The 19358-nt window shown below is 72.0% G+C and carries 18 protein-coding genes and 1 pseudogene; 10 read left to right on the top strand and 9 right to left on the bottom strand.

Features of this window, described 5'->3' with window-relative positions:
- Nucleotides 1-144: 144 nt before the first annotated feature.
- Nucleotides 145-525 (bottom strand): nuclear transport factor 2 family protein, encoded by a 381-nt coding sequence (locus tag OG866_RS15460; protein ID WP_329335142.1) that lies wholly within the window; start codon nt 523-525, stop codon nt 145-147.
- Between the two features lie 143 nt (nt 526-668).
- Here OG866_RS15460 and OG866_RS15455 point away from each other — a divergent pair, with 143 nt between their 5' ends.
- Nucleotides 669-1559 carry a helix-turn-helix domain-containing protein gene (locus OG866_RS15455; RefSeq protein WP_329335141.1) on the top strand — a complete coding sequence of 297 codons (891 nt, stop codon included), beginning with the start codon at nt 669-671 and terminating at the stop codon, nt 1557-1559.
- Nucleotides 1560-1666: 107 nt separating this feature from the next.
- On the opposite strand, the gene OG866_RS15450 is transcribed toward OG866_RS15455, so the two are convergent.
- Nucleotides 1667-2578 carry a LysR family transcriptional regulator gene (locus OG866_RS15450; RefSeq protein WP_329335140.1) on the bottom strand — a complete coding sequence of 304 codons (912 nt, stop codon included), beginning with the start codon at nt 2576-2578 and terminating at the stop codon, nt 1667-1669.
- A 92-nt stretch (nt 2579-2670) separates the two neighbouring features.
- Here OG866_RS15450 and OG866_RS15445 point away from each other — a divergent pair, with 92 nt between their 5' ends.
- The gene (locus tag OG866_RS15445; protein ID WP_329335139.1) at nt 2671-3501 is read left to right on the top strand and encodes an oxidoreductase; all 831 of its coding nucleotides are present in this window, start codon (nt 2671-2673) and stop codon (nt 3499-3501) included.
- 758 nt (nt 3502-4259) lie between these two features.
- Here OG866_RS15445 and OG866_RS15440 read toward each other — a convergent pair.
- Both OG866_RS15440 and OG866_RS15435 read right to left on the bottom strand, forming a co-directional pair.
- Nucleotides 4260-4670: pseudogene (locus tag OG866_RS15440) on the bottom strand (serpin family protein); the annotation flags it as partial.
- Nucleotides 4670-5923 (bottom strand): serpin family protein, encoded by a 1254-nt coding sequence (locus tag OG866_RS15435; protein ID WP_329335138.1) that lies wholly within the window; start codon nt 5921-5923, stop codon nt 4670-4672. The pseudogene OG866_RS15440 and the gene OG866_RS15435, both read right to left, overlap by 1 nt.
- Nucleotides 5924-6007: 84 nt before the next feature.
- Between OG866_RS15435 and OG866_RS15430 the strand changes: the two genes are divergently transcribed.
- From OG866_RS15430 to OG866_RS15405, 6 genes are all read left to right on the top strand, one after another.
- Nucleotides 6008-7162, top strand: a complete 1155-nt coding sequence (locus OG866_RS15430; protein WP_329335137.1) for a DUF4190 domain-containing protein — start codon at nt 6008-6010, stop codon at nt 7160-7162.
- A gap of 147 nt (nt 7163-7309) precedes the next feature.
- Complete coding sequence (locus OG866_RS15425) at nt 7310-8062, top strand: GntR family transcriptional regulator (protein ID WP_329335135.1); 753 nt, start codon at nt 7310-7312, stop codon at nt 8060-8062.
- A 297-nt stretch (nt 8063-8359) separates the two neighbouring features.
- On the top strand, nt 8360-8551 hold the full coding sequence (locus OG866_RS15420; protein ID WP_329335133.1) for an SPOR domain-containing protein: 192 nt from the start codon (nt 8360-8362) through the stop codon (nt 8549-8551).
- 31 nt (nt 8552-8582) lie between these two features.
- Nucleotides 8583-8984, top strand: coding sequence for a (deoxy)nucleoside triphosphate pyrophosphohydrolase (locus tag OG866_RS15415; protein ID WP_329335131.1), 402 nt, complete (start codon nt 8583-8585; stop codon nt 8982-8984).
- A gap of 188 nt (nt 8985-9172) precedes the next feature.
- Nucleotides 9173-9580 (top strand): ATP-binding protein, encoded by a 408-nt coding sequence (locus tag OG866_RS15410; protein ID WP_329335129.1) that lies wholly within the window; start codon nt 9173-9175, stop codon nt 9578-9580.
- A gap of 273 nt (nt 9581-9853) precedes the next feature.
- Nucleotides 9854-12457, top strand: coding sequence for a SpoIIE family protein phosphatase (locus tag OG866_RS15405; RefSeq protein ID WP_329335128.1), 2604 nt, complete (start codon nt 9854-9856; stop codon nt 12455-12457).
- A gap of 45 nt (nt 12458-12502) precedes the next feature.
- Here OG866_RS15405 and OG866_RS15400 read toward each other — a convergent pair whose 3' ends face one another.
- A complete protein-coding gene (locus tag OG866_RS15400; protein WP_443063527.1) occupies nt 12503-14038 on the bottom strand; it encodes a hypothetical protein in 1536 nt (511 codons plus the stop codon).
- Nucleotides 14039-14139: 101 nt separating this feature from the next.
- Between OG866_RS15400 and OG866_RS15395 the strand changes: the two genes are divergently transcribed.
- Nucleotides 14140-15102 carry a phosphotransferase family protein gene (locus OG866_RS15395; RefSeq protein WP_329335127.1) on the top strand — a complete coding sequence of 321 codons (963 nt, stop codon included), beginning with the start codon at nt 14140-14142 and terminating at the stop codon, nt 15100-15102.
- Nucleotides 15103-15107: 5 nt separating this feature from the next.
- Nucleotides 15108-15401 (top strand): hypothetical protein, encoded by a 294-nt coding sequence (locus OG866_RS15390; protein WP_329335125.1) that lies wholly within the window; start codon nt 15108-15110, stop codon nt 15399-15401.
- Here the strand turns inward: OG866_RS15390 and OG866_RS15385 are convergent.
- Genes OG866_RS15385 through OG866_RS15370 form a run of 4 tightly spaced genes read right to left on the bottom strand, consistent with a single transcriptional unit; the run spans nt 15382 to nt 19247 of the window.
- Complete coding sequence (locus OG866_RS15385; RefSeq protein ID WP_329335123.1) at nt 15382-16152, bottom strand: succinate dehydrogenase/fumarate reductase iron-sulfur subunit; 771 nt, start codon at nt 16150-16152, stop codon at nt 15382-15384. The two genes, OG866_RS15390 and OG866_RS15385, sit on opposite strands and share 20 nt — an antisense overlap.
- A complete protein-coding gene (locus OG866_RS15380; protein ID WP_329335122.1) occupies nt 16149-18116 on the bottom strand; it encodes a fumarate reductase/succinate dehydrogenase flavoprotein subunit in 1968 nt (655 codons plus the stop codon). The genes OG866_RS15385 and OG866_RS15380 overlap by 4 nt, the downstream gene beginning before the upstream one ends.
- On the bottom strand, nt 18116-18937 hold the full coding sequence (locus OG866_RS15375; protein WP_329335120.1) for a hypothetical protein: 822 nt from the start codon (nt 18935-18937) through the stop codon (nt 18116-18118). The genes OG866_RS15380 and OG866_RS15375 overlap by 1 nt, the downstream gene beginning before the upstream one ends.
- A 19-nt stretch (nt 18938-18956) precedes the next feature.
- Nucleotides 18957-19247: a hypothetical protein gene (locus OG866_RS15370; RefSeq protein WP_329335119.1), complete on the bottom strand. Its 291-nt coding sequence runs from the start codon at nt 19245-19247 to the stop codon at nt 18957-18959.
- Nucleotides 19248-19358 lie beyond the last annotated feature (111 nt).

Here is a 19358-nt window from a genome sequence, read left to right as displayed (position 1 = left end):
GTCACTGACGCGGCAAACATGCAGGTCAGAAGGGGTTGGGCTCGTGGGAGCCCGGCCCCTTTACTGATTCCGTGCTGGAGACGGTGGAGACGGTGGAGACGGTGGAGATCGTGCAGATCACGCGGCAGTCGCCCACCCGCCATGTCAGAACATCGTGTTGTTGTTCTGGGACGTCGGTGGGACGACCTGGAGGACGTCCCAGTGTTCGACGATTCGGCCGGCGGTGTCGAAGCGGAAGATGTCGATGCCCGCGTACTCCTCGTCGGGCCAGATCTGGTGGCAGTGCAGGACGACGTGGTCGCCCTCGGCGAAGGCGCGTTTGAACTCGACTCGCTTGCCCGGGTACTCGGCGGCCATGCGGTCGAAGTAGTCGACGAACGCCTGCTTGCCGTCGGCGACGTGCGGGTTGTGCTGGATGTAGGTGTCGCCGGCGAACTGCGCGATGGCCTCGGCGGGGCGGCACTGGTTGAACATCAGATCGTAGAACGCCTGGGCCGCGGCTTTGTTCTTCTCCGGGTCGCTCATGGCGGTACTCCTTGCGAGGTCGGGCCAGGGTGGGAGCGAAGATCAAGATGTCTGCTTTCCGACACCGGCTCCACGCCAAACGGGCTGACATCTCCAAAGTAAGGTTAATGAACAGGACGAATCGGATACGCTCGTGACTCACCATGGTCAGAATGCGACACGCTGCCGATCGCGGTATCCCGGAGATCTCCTTCGCCGCGCCCGCCGGAACCCCCGCCGGCGTGGAAGTGCTGACCCTCGCCGACCTGCGCCACCGGATGCCCGCCGAGCGGCTCACGGCTCCCCGGCGACCCGACTTCCACCATCTGGTCACCCTCTCCTCCGGAACCCTGCGGCACACGGTCGACTTCACCGCGTACGACCTCGAACCCGGCGCCTGGCTCTGGGTCCGCCCCGGCCAGGTTCACCAGTGGGGTGACCTCACCCGCGTCGACGGCACCCTGATCCTGTTCCGGCAGGAGTTCCTCGACCCGGCCACCGCCGCCGGTGCCCGTACGGAGGACCGGCACGCCATGGTCCTGCGCCGCCCGCTGCCCGACGACGCGGCGGCCCTGCGGCTCGCCGCCGACCACCTCACCACCGAGTTCCACGCCCTCGGCCGGCTGCCCCTGGAGATCCACACCGCCGCCCTGCGCCATCTGCTCGCGGTCCTCGTGCTGCGCCTGGCCCACCTCACCGGGCCCGCCGGCCGCCCCGCACCCGAACCCGACGCCACCTACCTGCGCTTCCGTGACGCCGTGGAGCAGGACTTCACCGGAACCCGACGCGTCGAGGACTACGCCCGCGCGCTCGGCTACTCGACCCGCACCCTCTCCCGCGCCACCCTCGCCGCCGCGGGACTCGGCGCCAAGGAGTTCATCGACCGCCGTGTCGTCCTTGAGGCCAAACGCCTTCTGGCGCACGGCGACCGGACCGCGACGAGCATCGCCGGCCACCTCGGCTTCGCCAGCGCGACGCACTTCAGCAAGTACTTCCACCAGCGCACCGGACAGACCCCGATCGCCTTCCGGGAGGCCGTCCGGAACCCGGGGTGAGACCGAGTGAGTCCAGGAGAACAGAACCGTCGGCAGCGGCGGCACCGTCGGCACAGGCGGCTTCTTCACCACCCCGAGATCGGCGTCCGAGAACAGGCCCGCCCCTGTCACGCGGAGCGCTCCGCCACCCCCCGACCCGCCTCCACGTAGGCCCGCACCAGGGCCCTCCGCTCGCCCTTCCGCCACGCCAGGGCGTACCGGCTGGGTGACACCCCGCGTACCGGCCGGGTCACCACGCCGCCCAGGGTGATCAGGGGCGCGTTGCCCGTGGCCACCAGGCAGATGCCGAGGCCGGCGACCAGGGCCTCGTACGTCTCCTCCGTCCCGGCGATCTCCGCGCCGACGCGGGGCGGGCGGCCGGCGCGGGAGTCGAGGGCGAGCCAGTGGTCGCGCAGCGGGCCGGCGCTCTCGGGCAGGGCGAGGAACGGTTCGTCGGCCAGGTCGGCGAAGTCGATCTCCGTGCGGGAGGCCAGCGGATGGCTCTCCGGGAGGGCGATCAGGCGGGGTTCCTCGGCGAGCACCGTCCACGCGTAGCGCTCCGCGTCCGGCAACGGCAGCCAGACGAAGGCCACGTCGACGTCACCGGCGGCCAGCCCCGCCGTCGGATCCTCCCAGCTCACCTGGCGCAGCCGTACCGTCGCCTCCGGGTGGACGGCGGTGAAGCGGGAGCGGATCGCCGGCAGCAGCCCGCCGCGCCCGGGGCTGGTGCTCATCCCGACGGTGAGCGTGCTCCGCCCCGCCGCGCGCGCCGCGTCCAGCGCCGCCGCGCCCTCCGCCCACCCCTCCAGCACCCGCCGGGCGTACGGCAACAGCGCCTCGCCCGCCGCGGTGAGCGCCACGCCGTGCCGGTCGCGCCGGAAGAGTTCGGCGTCCAACTGCCGCTCAAGGGACCGTACTTGCTTGCTCAGCGCGGGCTGGGACACGTACAGCCGCTCGGCGGCCCGGGTGAAGTGCAGCTCCTCGGCCACCGTGAGGAAGTAGCGCAGGTCCCGCAGATGAACGTCGTTCGTCATGCCCATCGGTTATCACCATGGGTCTTGGACGGGCAACCGTCCACCGCAGCAAGCTGGTTCACGGAAGACGGACCCACAAGAGTGTGACGGGAGCGGTCATGAACAAGGTGTGGCTCATCACCGGCGCGAGCAGCGGATTCGGGCGGGCGATCGCCGAGGCGGCCCTCGCCGACGGTGACGTGGTCGTGGGCGCCGCCCGCCGCCCCGAGGCGCTGGACGACCTGGTGGCCGCCCACCCCGACCAGGTGGAGGCGCTGCGCCTGGACGTCGCCGACACGGCGGCGGCCGAGGCGGCGGTACGGGACGTGGTGGCCCGGCACGGGCGGATCGACGTCCTGGTCAACAACGCGGGCCGCACCCACGTCGGTGCCTTCGAGGAGACCGGCGAGGACGAGCTGCGGGCGTTGTTCGACGTGCATGTCTTCGGGCCGGCGGCCCTGGTGCGGGCCGTACTGCCGGCCATGCGGGAGCGCCGCTCGGGCGCGATCGTGCAGCTGAGCAGCATGGGCGGGCAGATGTCGTTCGCGGGCTTCTCGGCGTACAGCGGTACGAAGTTCGCGCTGGAGGGCATGTCCGAGGCGCTCGCGGACGAGGTCGCGGAGTTCGGCGTCAAGGTGCTGATCGTCGAGCCGGGGGCCTTCCGGACCGGGCTGTTCGAGAAGGACCGGGCGGGCGTCAGCACCGACAGCGGCGTCTACCCCAAGGTCAGCGCCACCCGCGGCCTGATCGCCGGCGGCGACGGGACCCAGCCCGGCGATCCGGCCAAGGCGGCCGCCCTCATCCTGGCCGCCCTCCGGGCCGACCGCACCCCGCTCCGCCTCCCCCTCGGCGACGACGGCGTCACGGCGGTCCTCGGCCACCTCGACCAGGTCCGCGAGGACATCGCCCCGTGGGAGAAGGACGCGAGGGCGACGGCGTTCGACAGCTGAGGAGCGTTCAGCGACGGTCCTCGCGGAAAGGGGTCGGGTCGGTGACCCAGCCCGCCGCGAGGGCGAGCCGTGACGCGCGGTGGACGGCGAGGAAGCCGAAGGGGCGGTCGAAGGTGGCGTAGGCCCGCTTCGACTCGTGTTTCCGGCTCGGGCTCCCAGCTCAGCCACACCATGTCCAGCGCGGTCACGGCGGCCGCCCTGAACCCCTCGCCGCTGAAGGCCGCCGTCACCGACTGCCGCCCGGCCGCGAGTCCGAGGGGCGCCGGGCTGATGCCGGGGAAGTGTCCGGGGGAGCCGTCGCCCGCGGTCGCCAGCCCGAACACCTCCGGCTCCGCCGGCAGGTCGTGCTCGGCGTCGACCGTGAACTCGGGGGTGTTGAGCGTGAGGCTCGGCGGCTCGGGCCGCTCGGTGCGGACCGACGCGACCCTGAGGCCGGGCCCCGCCTCGCCGTACGGCAGCCGGCTTCCCGGTACGGCGGTCAGGGCGCCGGTCAGCAGATCCGTCCCCGCACCGATCACCTCCCCGGGCGTCGACTCCGCCTCCCCGAGCAGCAGATGGACGTCGATCCCGTTCGTGCCGCGCACCCGGGCCTCCGTCACGGCACCCGCCGGCGTCCGCGCCACCGCCACGGCGTCCAGGTCGGGCGTCGTACGGGACAACCCGGCGCGGTCCTGGTCCCGCCACGGCATGAGGTCCCCCTTGAACGGCACCTCCCACTCCGTCCGCAACGCCAGCGCGCTCGCCAGCACCAGCGAGGAGTCCGTCCGCAACGCCACCGGCATCCGCGCGATCGCCCCGGACGTCCGCTCGGCGGCCCACGCGTCCAGCGCCGCCTGATCAGCCTCCGGGTCGCCGGTGAGGACGCCGTGCGCCTCCGTCGGCAACCCGGCCGTCCACGCCTCCCGCAGCTCCACGTACCGTTTGGTCCACAGCCCCAGGGCGGAGTCCAGACCGTCGACGGCGCCGAGGGCCGCAAGCAACTCCCGCGCGGCTTCGGCGGCTTGCTCCGCCGGTACCCCGACCGCCTCCGCCAGCTCCTCCCGGGCCGCGCCGGTCGCCCCGTCCGCGAGCAGGGCGAGCAGCGGCCAGACACCGGCCGCCGAGAAGACGGTGCCGCCCCGGACGGATGCGGCCCAGCGGGCGGTCAGCGCGTTGACCGCGTCGATCATCAGAAGCCCTCGTCACCCTCGTCACCCTCGTCGCCCTCGTAGTCCTCGTCGTATTCGGGGCATTCGGGCTCTTCGGGATAGTCCGTGGGCTCCGTGACCCAGCCCGCCGACAGTACGAGCCGTGAGTGGCGGTGGACGGCGAGGAAGCCGAAGGGGCGGTCGAAGCGGGCGTCGACCTGGGTCGTGATCCAGCGGAGCTGGGGGATGCCGGCCCCGGCCGCGCCGAAGGCGGTCACCGCGGCGGCGCGGAACCCCAGGGCGGTGAACCGGGCCATGGCGGCCTGCTGGGCCGACTCGACGGCCAGGGGGGTGGTGGCGCTGATGCCGGGGAAGTGGCCCCTGCTCGTGTCCATGGCCGTCGTGAGACCGAACAGCCGGTGCAGCTCCAGGAGGTCGTGCTGGGCGTCGATGTCGAAGCCCGTCGTCGCCACGTTCAGCGTCGGCGGCTCGGGATGCGCCGAACGCACCTTCACCACCCTCAGCCCAGGCCCCACCTCCCCGTAGGGCAGCTGCGGTCCCGGCAGGACGGTCACCCTCCGCGCGAGGATGTCCACCCCGGCCCCCAGGACCTGCCCCGGCGTCATCCCCTCCTCCCCGAGCAGCAGATGCACGTCGATCGCGTTGTCGCCGTACACCTTCAGCTCGGTGACCTGGCCGGCCGGAGTGTCCGCGACGCCGACCCGGTCGAGCAGGGCGCTGCTGCGGTGGAGCCCGGCCAGTCTTCGGTCCGCCCAGGGTCCCGTCGCCGGGCACATCGGCCAGTCCTGAAACCGGCTCAGCCACTCCGTCCGCAACGCCAGCGCACTCGCGAGCACCATTTCGGTGTCCCGGGTCACCCGCACGGGCATCTTCTCGATCAGCCCGTCCGTCCGCTTCGCCGCCCATGCGTCCAGCGCCGCCTGGTCGGCGGCCTCGTCCCCCGTCAGCACGCCGTGCGCCGCCGCCGGCAGCCCCGCCTCCCACCGCTCCCGCAGCTCCAGCGTCCGCCCGGTCCACAGCCCGAGGGCCGAGTCGAGGCCCCGCATCCGCCCCATGGCACCCAGCAACTCCCGCGCGGCGCCCGCCGATTCCGCCGCCGGCATCCCGACGGCCTCGGCCAGCTCCTCCCGGGCGGCCCCCGCCGCCCCGTCCGCCAGAAACGCCAGCAGTGGCCAGACTCCCGCCGCCGAGAAGACCGTTCCGCCCTCCGAGACCCCGGCCCACCGCGCGGTCAGCCCGTTGACCGCCTGAATCGTGGCATTAGTGACCGCCATTCCGCCCCCGCTCACCCTGCGCTTACCATGCGCCCAGTCGTACGACAGTTCGCCACCCCAGTCCGAACCAGGAGCACGGTACCCGTGTCCATACCTCCGCCTCCCGGCCCCCACCAGCCTCAGGGGCCGTACCCGCCGGGTCCTTTCACCCCGCCCGGACCCTGGGGCTACGGCTACGGCGGTTACGCGCAGCCGGTGCCCGTCAACGGCGTCGCCATCGCCGCCCTGGTGCTCGGCATCCTCTGCTTCCTGCCGGCCGTCGGTCTGGTCCTCGGGCTGATCGCGCTCGCGCAGATCAAGAGGAAGGGTGAACGCGGCAAGGGCATGGCGATCGCCGGGGCCGTGCTGTCCACCGTCGGGCTCGTGCTGTGGACGGTGTCGCTGTCGACCGGCGTCGCCTCCGACGTCGTCGACGGCCTCAAGGACGCCGCGCGTGGCGAGGGCACCGCCTACGCGCTCGCCAAGGGCGACTGCTTCGACTCGGGCACAGGCTCCCTCCAGGGCGACGCCTACGACGTCGACGAGGTGCCCTGCTCCCGCGCCCACCACGGCGAGGTGTTCGCCGTCGTCACCCTGCCCTCGGGCTCCTTCCCCGGCGACGACGAGGTGACCGACCTCGCGGACGACAAGTGCTACGCGCTCCAGGAGGACTACGCGATGGACGCGTGGGCCGTACCGGAGAACGTGGACGTGTACTACCTGGTGCCGTCCGAGGACAGCTGGACCTTCGGCGACCGGGAGATCACCTGCGTCTTCGGCGACGTCGACGAGAAGAAGAGCCTGACGGGTTCGCTGCGTAACGACGCCACGACCCTCGACGCGGACCAGATCGCCTTCCTGAAGTCGGCCAACGCCCTTGACCGGGTGCTCTACGAGGAGCCCCTGGACTACGCCGAGGACGACCTCCCGGCGAACCGCGAGTGGGCCGCCGACGTCGACAAGGTCCTCGGCGAGCAGGCCGAGGCGCTGCGCGGCCACTCCTGGACCGGAGCGGACGACAAGGCCGTGGCCGACCTCGCCTCCGACATGGAGGACGCCCGGAAGGAGTGGGCGAAGGCCGCCGCCGCGAAGGACGTCGACTCGTACTACGTGCACTACGACGCCGGCTACGAGTTCATCGACGGCGACTCCACTGTCACCGCACGCAAGGCTCTGGGCCTGGCCACCACGGTGCCGTCGTACGACGAGGACACCGAGGGCGGAGGCGGCGGCGGGGACGCCGGCAACCTCGATGTGTGATCGCCGCTATAGCGGGGAGAAAGTGCCTGCGTAAAGCCTGACGCGGGCACATGTCACTACATCGAGTGATTCTCTGGCCTTTGCTTGCACGGCTCAACCCACGGTTGCCACGCTGTTGCTGTCTGTACAACCTGATGGGAGCGGCCAGTGACTTTCGGTGAGCAGCCGGCGTATCTGCGTGTCGCGGGTGATCTCCGCAAGAAGATCGTCAACGGTTCGCTGCCACCGCACACACGGCTGCCCTCCCAGGCCAGAATCCGCGAGGAGTACGGCGTCTCGGACACCGTCGCCCTGGAGGCCCGCAAGGTGCTGATGGCCGAGGGGCTGGTGGAAGGGCGTTCCGGCTCCGGGACCTACGTCCGCGAGCGGCCCGTGCCCCGCCGGGTGGCCCGCTCCGGCTTCCGCCCGGACGGCCTGGCCACACCGTTCCGCCAGGAGCAGGCCGACGGTGAGGCGCGCGGCACCTGGGAGTCCAGCAGCCGGCAGGCCGAGGCCAGCGTCGCAGTCGCCGAGCGGCTCGCGATCCGCCCCGGCGACCGCGTGATGTGCACCAAGTACGTCTACCGGGACAACGGCGAGCCGATGATGCTCTCCACCTCCTGGGAGCCCCTCGCCGTCACCGGCCGCACCCCCGTCATGCTGCCCGAGGAAGGCCCGCTCGGCGGCATGGGCGTGGTCGAGCGCATGGCGGCCATCGACGTGATCGTGGACAACGTCACCGAAGAGGTCGGCGCCCGACCCGGCCTCGCCGAGGAACTCCTCGCCCTGGGCGGCGTCCCCGGCCATGTCGTCGTGGTCGTCCACCGGACGTTCTACGCCTCCGGCCGCCCGGTCGAGACGGCCGACGTGGTCATCCCGGCCGACCGCTACCGGGTCGCGTACCACCTTCCGGTGAAGTAGCGCACACCCTCACGGCCGTTGCCCCCTGCACCGGGTCAACGGCCGCTCCTTCGAACGGCGTTGGAATCTGGCCGTTCTCGCAGGTGACCCCGTGCGCGCGGCCACGCCCCTGACCGGACGCATCAACGCCCGCGCACGGCGCGTTCGATGCCGCACGCCCCCCACGTTCTGGCCGGTTGCGTACCTCTTTGTGAAAAGGCGTATTCGCTGCGTAAAGGTTAGGCGTAGGCTCGGGCATATGCGGATTGCGGTTTCCTTAGCGGGCGGAGCGTTGTCGGGAAGGAGCAGTGGGGGGCGATGAACGACGGCACGATCACTCTTCCCTGGCTCGTCATACGACAGGACGACAACGGCAACCGCTACCGCGTGGGCCGCTACGCCACCCGAGCCGAGGCCCAGAAGATCGCCGACAGCCTCGACGACCGCGGACACAAGCAGCTGTACTGGGTCGAGCGCATCGGCCAGAACGGCGACGCCACCCGCAACTGACCGGGAACCGGCCTCCCGTAGGCTCCCCCGCATGACCGAACGCACGGTGGTGGTGGGAGCCGCCCTCCTCGACACCGACCGCCTCCTCGCCGCCCGCCGCAGCGCCCCACCCGAGTTGGCCGGCCGCTGGGAACTCCCGGGCGGCAAGGTGGAGCCGGGCGAGACTCCGGAAGCGGCCCTGGTGCGAGAGCTCCGCGAGGAACTGGGGGTGCAGGTCGAGGTCGAGGACCGCGTGCCGGGGGAGTGGCCCCTGAGGCCCCCGTACATCCTCCAGGTCTGGACGACCCGCCTACTCCCGGACTCCCCGGACCCCAAGCCCCTACAGGACCACGACGAACTCCGCTGGCTGACCAGGGATGAGCTCTGGACCGTGCCGTGGCTGGACCAAGACGTCCCCGCTGTTCAAAAGCTGGCGGCTGGGTGGCCAACCTAGGGGCGCGGGGAACTGCGCGACCAGCCACAGGCAACCCGCACCCGCACGACAACAGCACCCCCGAGCTCCCAGGCGCCCCCCGATACCCCCGTTCGCACCACAGTGCGCCCCGCCCCACGGTAATCCCCACCGGATATCGGGTATGTGCCCATTAACCCCACGAAACCGGACATGGGTGTGCCTGGGAAGTGATCGGCGTGATCGACACCGAAGGCGACTGCGCCGAGTGGTCGTTCCCCGCGGACCCCGGCGCCGTGCGCGCCGCCCGCGGAGCCGTCCGCGGGCGACTGCACGAGTGGGACCTCGACAGCCTGGCCGACATCACGGCCCTGCTGGTGAGCGAGCTGGTGACGAACTCCCTGCGGCACGCCACCGGCCCGATCGGCGTACGTCTCGTACGTCCCGCCGGCCTCGGTGACGTCCTGCTGGTCGAGGTCTCCGACCCGCTCCCCGACCCGCCCCGCGAGCGGGTCGCGCGCCCCGAGGACGAGAGCGGGCGGGGTCTTCAGCTGGTCGCCCTCTCCTCGCGCCGCTGGGGTACCCGCCCCGGCGCGGCCGGGAAGACGGTGTGGTTCGAGCTCGCGGTGCCGCCGTGAACACCGCGGTGCGCCGGGGGCGTATCGGCTGTACGCGTGCGCCGGCGGTGTCCACCGACAGGTTCAGGCCACTGACGGTTGCCGGAGTACGTGATTCGACTGTGTGTTGGCTGGTTAGAAGACTGGAAGTGTTGTCGCGGTGCGGTCCAAAAAACGCTGGGACCGTGCTGTGATCGTGAACACCGTGTTGTGCGGCGCCGTAGTGCTGGATACTGCGGGCAGCCGCTGCCGGTGACCGGTGCCGGGCGCGGTGAGCTGGAGGGGACGGTTCGCGTGAGCGAGATACCAGCGAGGGCCACGGAGTCCGAGGACCCGTCGGACGGCGCGAGGTCACAGGCCGCGGCTGACGCCGTGGCCCCGCAGGGTGACGCCATGTGGCAGAGCAGTCCGCCCGGCTCGATCTACGACTACATCAAGGTCGCCTCCTTCTCCATCGGCCCCGACGGGCTGGTCGACCAGTGGAGCCTGCGTGCCGAGCAGGTCTTCGGCATCCCCGCCGGGCAGGCGGTCGGCATGGACCCCATCGAGGCGTTCATCGACCCGGACCGGCGCGAGGTCGGCCAGCGCAAGATGGCCGAGATCCTCGACGGGCGCGAGTGGACCGGCGTCGTCCCCTTCCGGGCCCCGGACGGGGAGGACGGCACCCCCGGGGCCGAGGGCCTCGCCGAGGTCTATGTCATGCCGACACGGACCGAGGAGGGCGAGAAGGCCGCCGTCTGCATCGTCGTCGACGTCCGCACCCTGCGCAGCATCGAGACCGACCTCGCCGCCTCGCAGTCGATATTCGGTCAATCTCCCTTCGGCTTCCTGCTGATCGACCTGGATCTGCGGGTGCGCCGCGCCAACCAGCGCTTCGCCACCGTGTTCGGCGGAACGCCGGACGACCACCGGGGCAGAGGGGTGCAGGACTACCTCCCGCGCCCCGAGGCCGAGCGGGTCACGGCCACCCTCCGCCGCGTCCTGGAGACCGGCGACTCCATCACGGACATGCACGTCACCGGCTTTGTGCCGGGCTCCGAGGAGCGCCGGCACTGGTCGGTCAACCTCTACCGTGTGCACAGCGGCTCCGGCCGCCCCATCGGCATCGCCTGGCTCGCCATCGACATCACCGCCCGCCGTCAGGCCGCCCGGGAAGCCGCCGCCGCCCGGCGCAATCTCGCCCTCCTGAACGAGGCCGGCGCGCGCATCGGCAACTCCCTCGACCTGGAGACCACGGCCCGCGAACTCCTCGACGTCGTCGTCCCCGGCTTCTGCGACCTGGCGACCGTCGACCTCTACCAGGGCCTCCTGGCCGGCGACGAGACCCCGCCGGGCCTGGCCGACGGCAGCGCGCAACTGCGCCGGGTCGCCTTCGCCAGCGCCGTCTCCGACGCCCCCTTCATCGGCGCGGGCCCGCCCATAGCGGTCGGCGCCGTCCACCACTACCCCTTCAACTCGCCCTGCGCGGACGCCCTGCGCACCGCACGGCCGCAGTACATCCCGGCCGAGGAGGGCGGCCTCGTGCAGTCCACGCTCGCCGTGCCGATGGTCGCCCACGACACCGTCGTAGGCCTCGCGCAGTTCGCGCGGACCAAGGGGAGCGAGCCGTTCGGGGACCGGGACCGGGAGCTGGCGGTCGAACTGGCGGCGCGGGCCGCGGTCTGTATCGACAACGCGCGGCTGTACCGGCGCGAGCACGAGCGGGCGTTGATGCTCCAGCGGTCCCTCCTGCCGCCCGGCGACCCGGTCGCCTCCGGCCTCGACATCGCCTGCCGCTACCGGCCCGGCAACTCCTCCTCCGACCGGCCCAGCGAGGTCGGCGGCGACTGGTTCGACGTCATCGAACTGCCCGGGCACCGTACGGCGTTGGTGGTCGGGGACGTCATGGGGCGCGGGCTGCGCGCCGCCGTGGCGATGGGCGAACTCCGGTCCGCCGTCCGCACCCTGGCCCTGCTCGACCTCGAACCGGCGGAAGTGCTCAGCGCGTTGGACGAGATCGCGCGCGGGCTCGGAGCGCCCGGCGGCGTCCAGCAGGCCACCCGGGCCGCCCGCAGGCCCCGTGAGGCCGACCTGTCCGAGGTGTACCTGGCGACCTGTGTGTACGCCGTCTACGACTCGGTGACGCGCAGGTGCACCTTCGCCAACGCCGGTCATCTGCCGCCCGTCCTGGTCGAGCCCGGCGAGGCGGCCCTCATGCTCGACGTCCCGCCCGGCATGCCGCTCGGCGTCGGCGGGGAGCCCTTCGAGGAGGTCGAGGTCGAACTGCCCGAAGGCGCCCTGCTCGCGCTCTACACGGATGGACTGGTCGAAAGCCGCGATCACCCCCTCGACGAGGGCCTCCAGGCGTTCGTGGGCGCGCTGACCGACCCGACCCGCCCCCTGGAGGACGTCTGCGACCACGTCCTCAACACCCTCGACACCCTCCACGGCGAGGACGACATCGCCCTGCTGATGGCCCGCGTCCAGGGCCTGCCCGCCGATTCGGTCGGCGACTGGACCCTGCCGCGCGAGCCGCGCAGCGTGGGCCGGGCGCGGGAGTACGCGCGCGGCCGGCTGCTCAGCTGGGATCTGGAGCCCCTGGTCGACACCACGGAGCTGCTGGTCAGCGAGCTGGTGACCAACGCGCTGCGGTACGGCGAGGGCGAGATCCGGTTGCGGCTCCTGCTCGACCGGACCCTGGTCTGCGAGGTCTGGGACTCCGGCCTGGTCCAGCCGCGCCGCCGCCGCGCCCGTGACACCGACGAGGGCGGCCGGGGCCTGCAACTGGTCGGTCTGCTCAGCGCGGCCTGGGGCTCACGCCGTACGCCGCGCGGGAAGACGGTGTGGTTCGAACTGCCGCTGCCGGACGGCGAGACGGGTCTGACGGACCCGGCGGAGGCGTTGCTGAGCCTCTTCTAGCCATCCGTGTCAGGCGCGCCGCCGTCTCTCTTCCGGGCATCCGTGTCAGGCGCGCCGCCCCCGGCCGCGCGGGCCGCCGAAGCTCGCCGCCGCCCCGCCGTCCAGCAGGATGCCGCCCAGCACGGCCCCGGCGCCCCCGCTCTCGTGCTCGGCCGCCCCGGCGACGGGGTTGCCGTGCATGCGGACGTCCTGCTCGGCCAGCTCACGGGCCGCCACGGCGAGTCCGTCGGCGGCCACCGGGTCCGCGGCGAGCAGCCGCTTCGCCTCCGCCAGCCGGGTGCGGGCCGTGGCACCCACCGCGCCGCGATGCGTGGCGACGAAGTCGTCCGCACCCGCGACCGCGGCCCGCCCGACCAGCGCCGCGGCGGCCCCCAGCACCCCGGCCGTCGGCTCCGCGGCGAGCGGCGCGAGCGCCCGTACGACCCGGCGCAGGGCGTCGAGCGGATCGTAGGGATCGGCACCCGCCACCTCGTCCCGTACGAAGGCCAGCACGTTGTCGGCGTGCAGGATCCGTGCCCGCAGCTCGCCGACGGGCGTCTCGCCGCCGCTGTTCCGCAGCCGGGCGAGTTCCGCCTCCGCGCCGGTCAGCGCGGCGGGCAGCAGGGCGGCGGCCCCGGACAGCTCTGTGCCGAGACGTTCGACGCCGTGGAGGAAGACGGCGGCCTGGGCGATCGCGCCCTCGGCGGCGCGCAGATGCAGGGCGGCCCGGTCGTGGGCGGCGAGGTCGGCGGCCTGGCGGGCCTGGTTGAGCCGCAGGGTGGCGAAGACGAGCCGGTCCTTGGCCTGCTCGACGTACCCGGTGACCGCGCCGACGGCGACGGAGCCGTACCGGGCGGCCGGCTCGGTGAGCAGGGCGTCGACGGCCTGGGTGCGTCCGGCGAGCGCCCGGAACCGGGTCTCCGCGAGCCCCAGCGCGTCACCCGCGCCCCGCTCCAGGCCGCGCAGCTGGTCGACGCCGGCCGCCGCCTCGTCCAGCCGCCGCCCGGCCTCCTCGCAGCGGCCGACGATCCCGGCGAGCGCGTGCTGCCGGGCCGCGGCCTCCTCCGGTACACCGTCGTCGTACTGCTGCCGCATCCGGAAGGCGGCCGCCAGCTCGGCCTCGGCGTCCCGCACGGCGAGCGCGGACGGTTCCACCGCGCTCGCCCCGAAGCGGGCCTCGACGAAGCCGAGCTCCTCCCGGCTGGTGCGGACGCTGTCGTCGGCGGCCACCAGCAGGACCCGGGCCTGCTCGTCCAGTTCGGTGAGCGGCGGCGGTGCCGTGAGCGGGGCGGGGACGACACCGGGGGTGGTCCGGGTGCGGGCCCGCCGGGTCCGCCGTACGTACGTGTACCCCGCGACCAGGACCGCGGCGCCCACCGCCACGAGCGGCAGCACGAGGTCGGCGGCGGACGACTCGTCCTCCTCCTGCGCGACGGATGCCTGCGCGCGCCCGTCCGCGACCGGGGCACGGTGCTCGATCGTCATCCCCGGCAGCACCAGCCACGCCACGCCGATCAGCACACCCAGCAGGGCGTGCACCACCCGCGCGGATATGTGCGAGGTCGCCCGCCGCGGCCGGCCTCGTATCAGGGATGACGTCACATTTCGGAGCGTATGAGCAGGAATGCGGGGGCGCGACCGGGAGGGGAGGGCGGGGAGGAATTCGGCTGCGGCCGGCGGGGCCGGGTGCCAGGATCGGGCGGATGACCGCCACCCGCAGGGCCCTCACCCGCGAAGACCTCGTCCCGCTCGCCCGTGCCGCCGTCGGCAGTGGCCGGGTCCTCGCCGACGCCACGCGGCTGCGCGGCGGCAGCAAGAAAGGCGTCTACCGGCTCACCTTCGACGACGGCTCCAGCGCGATCGCGTACGTCTGGTCGTCGGACGAGGACTACTGGGACGCGGGCCCCTCCGACCCGCGCGACCCCCTCTCCCACGGCACCGGCCTCGACCTGTTCACCGCCGCGCACGACCGTCTGTCCGCCGCGGGCGTCCGCACACCCCGTCTGCTGCACCTGGACACCGAGGCCCGCCAGGCGGTCGTCGAGGACCTTCCCGGCGGCAGCCTGGAAGCGGCACTGCCCCACGACCCGGCCCTGATGGACCGATTGGCCGCCCTCCTCGACACCCTGCACGCCCACACCGGCCCGCGCTTCGGCAAGGTCGCCCTCGTCGACGCCGGCGGCTCCTCGTACGGGACGTCCTGCGAGCAGCGGGTCCTGGAGGGTGCCCTGCGCGACATCGAGGAGGTCGCCGGGCGGGAGCCGCGTCTCGCCGCCGTACGGGACCAGGTCGCCGAGCGGGTACGGGGGTTGGCCGCCGAGGTCCGGCCGCGCGCTCGGCACACCCTCATCCACGGTGAACTCGGGCCGGATCATGTGCTGTTGACGCCGGACGGAGACCTCGCCCTCATCGACATCGAAGGGCTGCTCTACTTCGACGTGGAGTGGGAGCACGTCTTCCTGGAGATCCGGTTCGGGCAGGGGTACGACGCCCTGCGCCGCCCCGGCCTCGACGAGGACCGGCTGCGGTTCTACCGGCTCGCCCTGCGTCTCTCCCTGGTCGCCGGGCCGTTGCGGCTGCTCGACGGGGACTTTCCCTTTACGGAATCCATGCGCGCCATTGCCGAGCACAACCTGGTGCGCGTCCTCGATCTGGTGCGACGATGATCGGCGTGCACGAGACATTGGTGATCGCGGCCGTCCTCGTCCTGACGGCCGGGCTGGGGATCGGGCTCGCCGCCGTCACCACCGGGTGGCTGATCCCGGGACGGGGGCGTGCCAAGGTGGTGCGGCCCAGGGTGTGGGGGTACGGCACGCTGATCGGGCAGGCCGGGATCGGGACGTTTCTGTTCGTCGGGCCGCTGAGCGGGCCCAGCATGGAGCACGTGCCGTACGCGATGGCCGGCATGGTGGTGTTCGCCCTGGGCCTGTACGTGCAGCGGCTCGCTACGAAGACCTCCTTCTGATCTTCGAACCCAGCCACACCAGCGGGTCGTACTTGCGGTCGACGGCCCGTTCCTTCAGGGGGATCAGCGCGTTGTCCGTGATCTTGATGCCCTCGGGGCAGACCTCCGTGCAGCACTTGGTGATGTTGCAGTAGCCGAGACCGTGCTCGTCCTGGGCGGTCGCCTTGCGGTCGAGCCCCGACTCCGCCGCCGCGTCCAGCGGGTGCATGTCCAGCTCGGCCACCCGCATCAGGAAGCGCGGGCCCGCGAACGCCTGCTTGTTCTCCTCGTGGTCGCGCACGACATGGCAGGTGTCCTGGCACAGGAAGCACTCGATGCACTTGCGGAACTCCTGCGAGCGGTCCACGTCCTCCTGCATCATCCGGTACTCGCCGGGGCCCAGATCCTGCGGCGGCACGAACGCCGGGACCTCGCGCGCCTTCTCGTAGTTGAAGCCGACGTCTGTCACCAGGTCACGGACGACCGGGAAGGCCCGCAGCGGGGTGACGGTGATCGTCTCCTCGCGGGTGAACACCGACATCCGGGTCATGCACATCAGCCGGGGCCGCCCGTTGACCTCCGCCGAGCACGAACCGCACTTGCCCGCCTTGCAGTTCCAGCGGACGGCGAGGTCGGGCGCCTGGGTGGCCTGGAGGCGGTGGATGATGTCGAGGACCACCTCACCGTCGTTGACCTCGACCGTGAAGTCCTCCAGGCCGCCGCCGCCCACATCGCCCCGCCACACCTTGAACTGGGCCTTGTAGCTGCTCACTCGTACAGCTCCTCTTCGGCGAGGTACTTGACCAGCTCCTCCTTGTCGAAGAGGGCGAGCAGGTCGGGGCGGATGGGGTCGGTCGTCTCGCGGGTGAGGGCGATCTGGCCGCGGACCGGGTCCGTGGCCGCCAGGCCGCCCGTGGGGTCGGTGAGCCGGCACAGCAGGTTGACGTTGCGCCACGCGCGTTCCATCGACGGGTGGTCCTCGCGGGTGTGGCCGCCGCGCGACTCGGTGCGCTCCAGCGCCGCCCGGGCCACGCACTCGCTGACCAGCAGCATGTTGCGCAGGTCGAGGGCGAGATGCCAGCCGGGGTTGAACTGGCGGTGCCCCTCCACGCCGGCGCGCCGGGCCCGTACCCGCAGCTCCGCCAGCTTCTCCAGGGCCCGCGCCATCTCGGGCTCGCGGCGGATGATGCCGACGAGGTCGTTCATGGCCTGCTGGAGCTCCTGGTGCAGGGTGTACGGGTTCTCCGGCGGGCGGCCGTCCTCCTCGCCCGGCGCATGGCCCTCCGCGGAGAACGGGCGCAGCGCCTCGGCCGCCGCCGTGTCGACCTGGGTCTCGTCCACCGCGGGGCGCTCGAAGGCGAGGGCCGCCGCGTACTCGGCCGCGTGCAGGCCCGCCCTGCGGCCGAACACCAGCAGGTCGGAGAGCGAGTTGCCGCCGAGCCGGTTGGAGCCGTGCATACCGCCCGCGACCTCACCGGCCGCGAACAGCCCCGGCACCCCGCGTGCCGCCGCCGTGTCCGACTCGACCGCGATGCCGCCCATCACGTAGTGACAGGTCGGCCCGACCTCCATCGCCTCCGCGGTGATGTCGACGTCCGCCAGCTCCTTGAACTGGTGGTACATGGACGGCAGCCGGCGTTTGATCGTCTCGGCGGGCATCCGCGTGGACACGTCCAGGAACACACCGCCGTGCGGGGAGCCGCGGCCCTCCTTCACCTCGGCGTTGATGGCGCGGGCGACCTCGTCGCGGGGGAGGAGCTCCGGTGGGCGGCGGTTGTGGTCCGGGTCCTCGTACCAGCGGTCGGCCTCGTCCTCGGACTGGGCGTACTTCTCCTTGAAGACGTCCGGGACGTAGTCGAACATGAACCGCTTGCCGTCCGAGTTGCGCAGCACCCCGCCGTCGCCGCGGACCGACTCCGTGACGAGGATGCCCTTCACCGACGGCGGCCAGACCATGCCCGTCGGATGGAACTGCACGAACTCCATGTTCAGCAGCGGCGCGCCGGCCAGCAGGGCGAGGGCGTGACCGTCGCCGGTGTACTCCCACGAGTTCGACGTCACCTTGAAGGACTTGCCGATGCCGCCCGTCGCGATGACGACGGACGGCGCTTCGAGGACGAAGAAACGGCCGGACTCGCGCTCGTAGGCGAAGACCCCGCAGACCCGGCTGTCCGCGGCGGAGCCGCTGTCCGGCACAGTCTTGAGCACCCTGGTGACCGTGCACTCCTGGAAGACCTTGAGCCGGGACTCGTAGTCGCCGGTCTCCTTCTTGTCCTGCTGTTGCAGGGACACGATCTTCTGCTGGAGGGTCCGGATGAGTTCGAGGCCCGTGCGGTCGCCGACATGGGCGAGGCGCGGGTACTCGTGGCCGCCGAAGTTGCGCTGCGAGATCCGGCCGTCCTTGGTGCGGTCGAACAGGGCGCCCCAGGTCTCCAGCTCCCACACCCGGTCCGGGGCCTCCTGGGCGTGCAGTTCGGCCATCCGCCACTGGTTGAGGAACTTCCCGCCCCGCATGGTGTCGCGGAAGTGCACCTGCCAGCTGTCGTGCTCGTTGGCGTTCGCCATCGCCGCCGCGATGCCGCCCTCGGCCATCACGGTGTGCGCCTTGCCGAACAGCGACTTGCAGATGACCGCCGTACGGGCGCCGCGCTCACGCGCCTCGATGGCGGCGCGGAGGCCGGCACCACCGGCACCGACCACGACGACGTCCCACTCCTGGCGCTCCACCACGGACATCAGAACAACCTCGGATCGTCGAAGGCGCCGGAGGCGACCAGGTAGACGTAGAAGTCGGCGAGCGCCACGCTCACCAACGACGCCCACGCCAACAGCATGTGACGGGCGTTCAGCTTCCCGACGAGCCTCCAGGCCCGGTAGCGCACGGGATGCTTGGAGAAGTGCTTGAGCTGGCCGCCGACGATGTGCCGGCAGGAGTGGCAGGAGAGGGTGTACGCCCAGATCAGCACGATGTTGACCAGGAACACGAGGGTGCCCAGGCCCATGTGGCCCCACGCGTAGTGCTCGTCGCGGAAGGCGAGCACGGTGTCGTAGGTGAGGATGCCGGCGACCAGGATCGCGGCGTAGAAGAAGTACCGGTGGAGGTTCTGGAGGATGAGCGGGAAGCGGGTCTCGCCCGAGTACTTCTTGTGCGGCTCGGCCACCGCGCAGGCCGGTGGGGACGCCCAGAAGCCCCGGTAGTAGGCCTTGCGGTAGTAGTAGCAGGTCAGGCGGAAGCCGAGTGGGAAGATCAGGATGAGGATCGCCGGGGACAGCGGCCACCAGCCGCCGAAGATCTCCCAGTTGGGGCCCGCGCGCATGGTCTCGCACTTCTCCGCGAGACACGGGGAGTAGAACGGCGAGACATACGGTGCCGCGTAGTAGTCCGCGTTCGTGAAGGCCCTCCACGCGGAGTACACGACGAAGGCGAGCAGTCCGGCGGTGGTGGCGGCGGGCGCCAGCCACCAGCGGTCGGTCCGCAGATGAGGAGCGGCGATCGCGGCGCGCGTACCGGACCGTACACCGCCGCTGTTCGGATGGGGTTCCGTACCAGTGGCCAACTCATGACTCCGGTCGGGTTCAGGGGGCGTGGCGGTCGCGGGCGCCGAGACCCTCGTCGTCCGAGTCCGTCCACAGGCTGTTGTCGTACGGGGTGTCGGGGATGGAGACGAGGTCGGTCCGCTTCGACTGGGCGAGCGCGGGGTCGGCCTCCTTGAGCAGGGCGAGGCTCTCGCGCAGGCGGTCGGTGTCCACGCGGACACGGCGCATCTCCAGGCCGCCGCTGCCGAGTTGCTGCTCCAGGCGTTTCACATACCGGTGCAGCTCGTCGAGGCAGCGCTGGGCTGACGCCAGTTCGTCGTGCAGGGCCATGACGTGACCTCACTTCGGACGGCAACGTTCATGTGCGCCTGCGAGTGTTGCGCGTCACACCGGCCCATGTGAAGGGACGTGCATGGATTGGCGGATCGTGAGCCTGCGTGC

Source organism: Streptomyces sp. NBC_00663, from assembly GCF_036226885.1.
Lineage (GTDB): Bacteria > Actinomycetota > Actinomycetes > Streptomycetales > Streptomycetaceae > Streptomyces.
The sequence above is the reverse complement of the archived record's forward strand: the minus strand, read 5'-3'. Positions and strand labels throughout refer to the sequence as shown.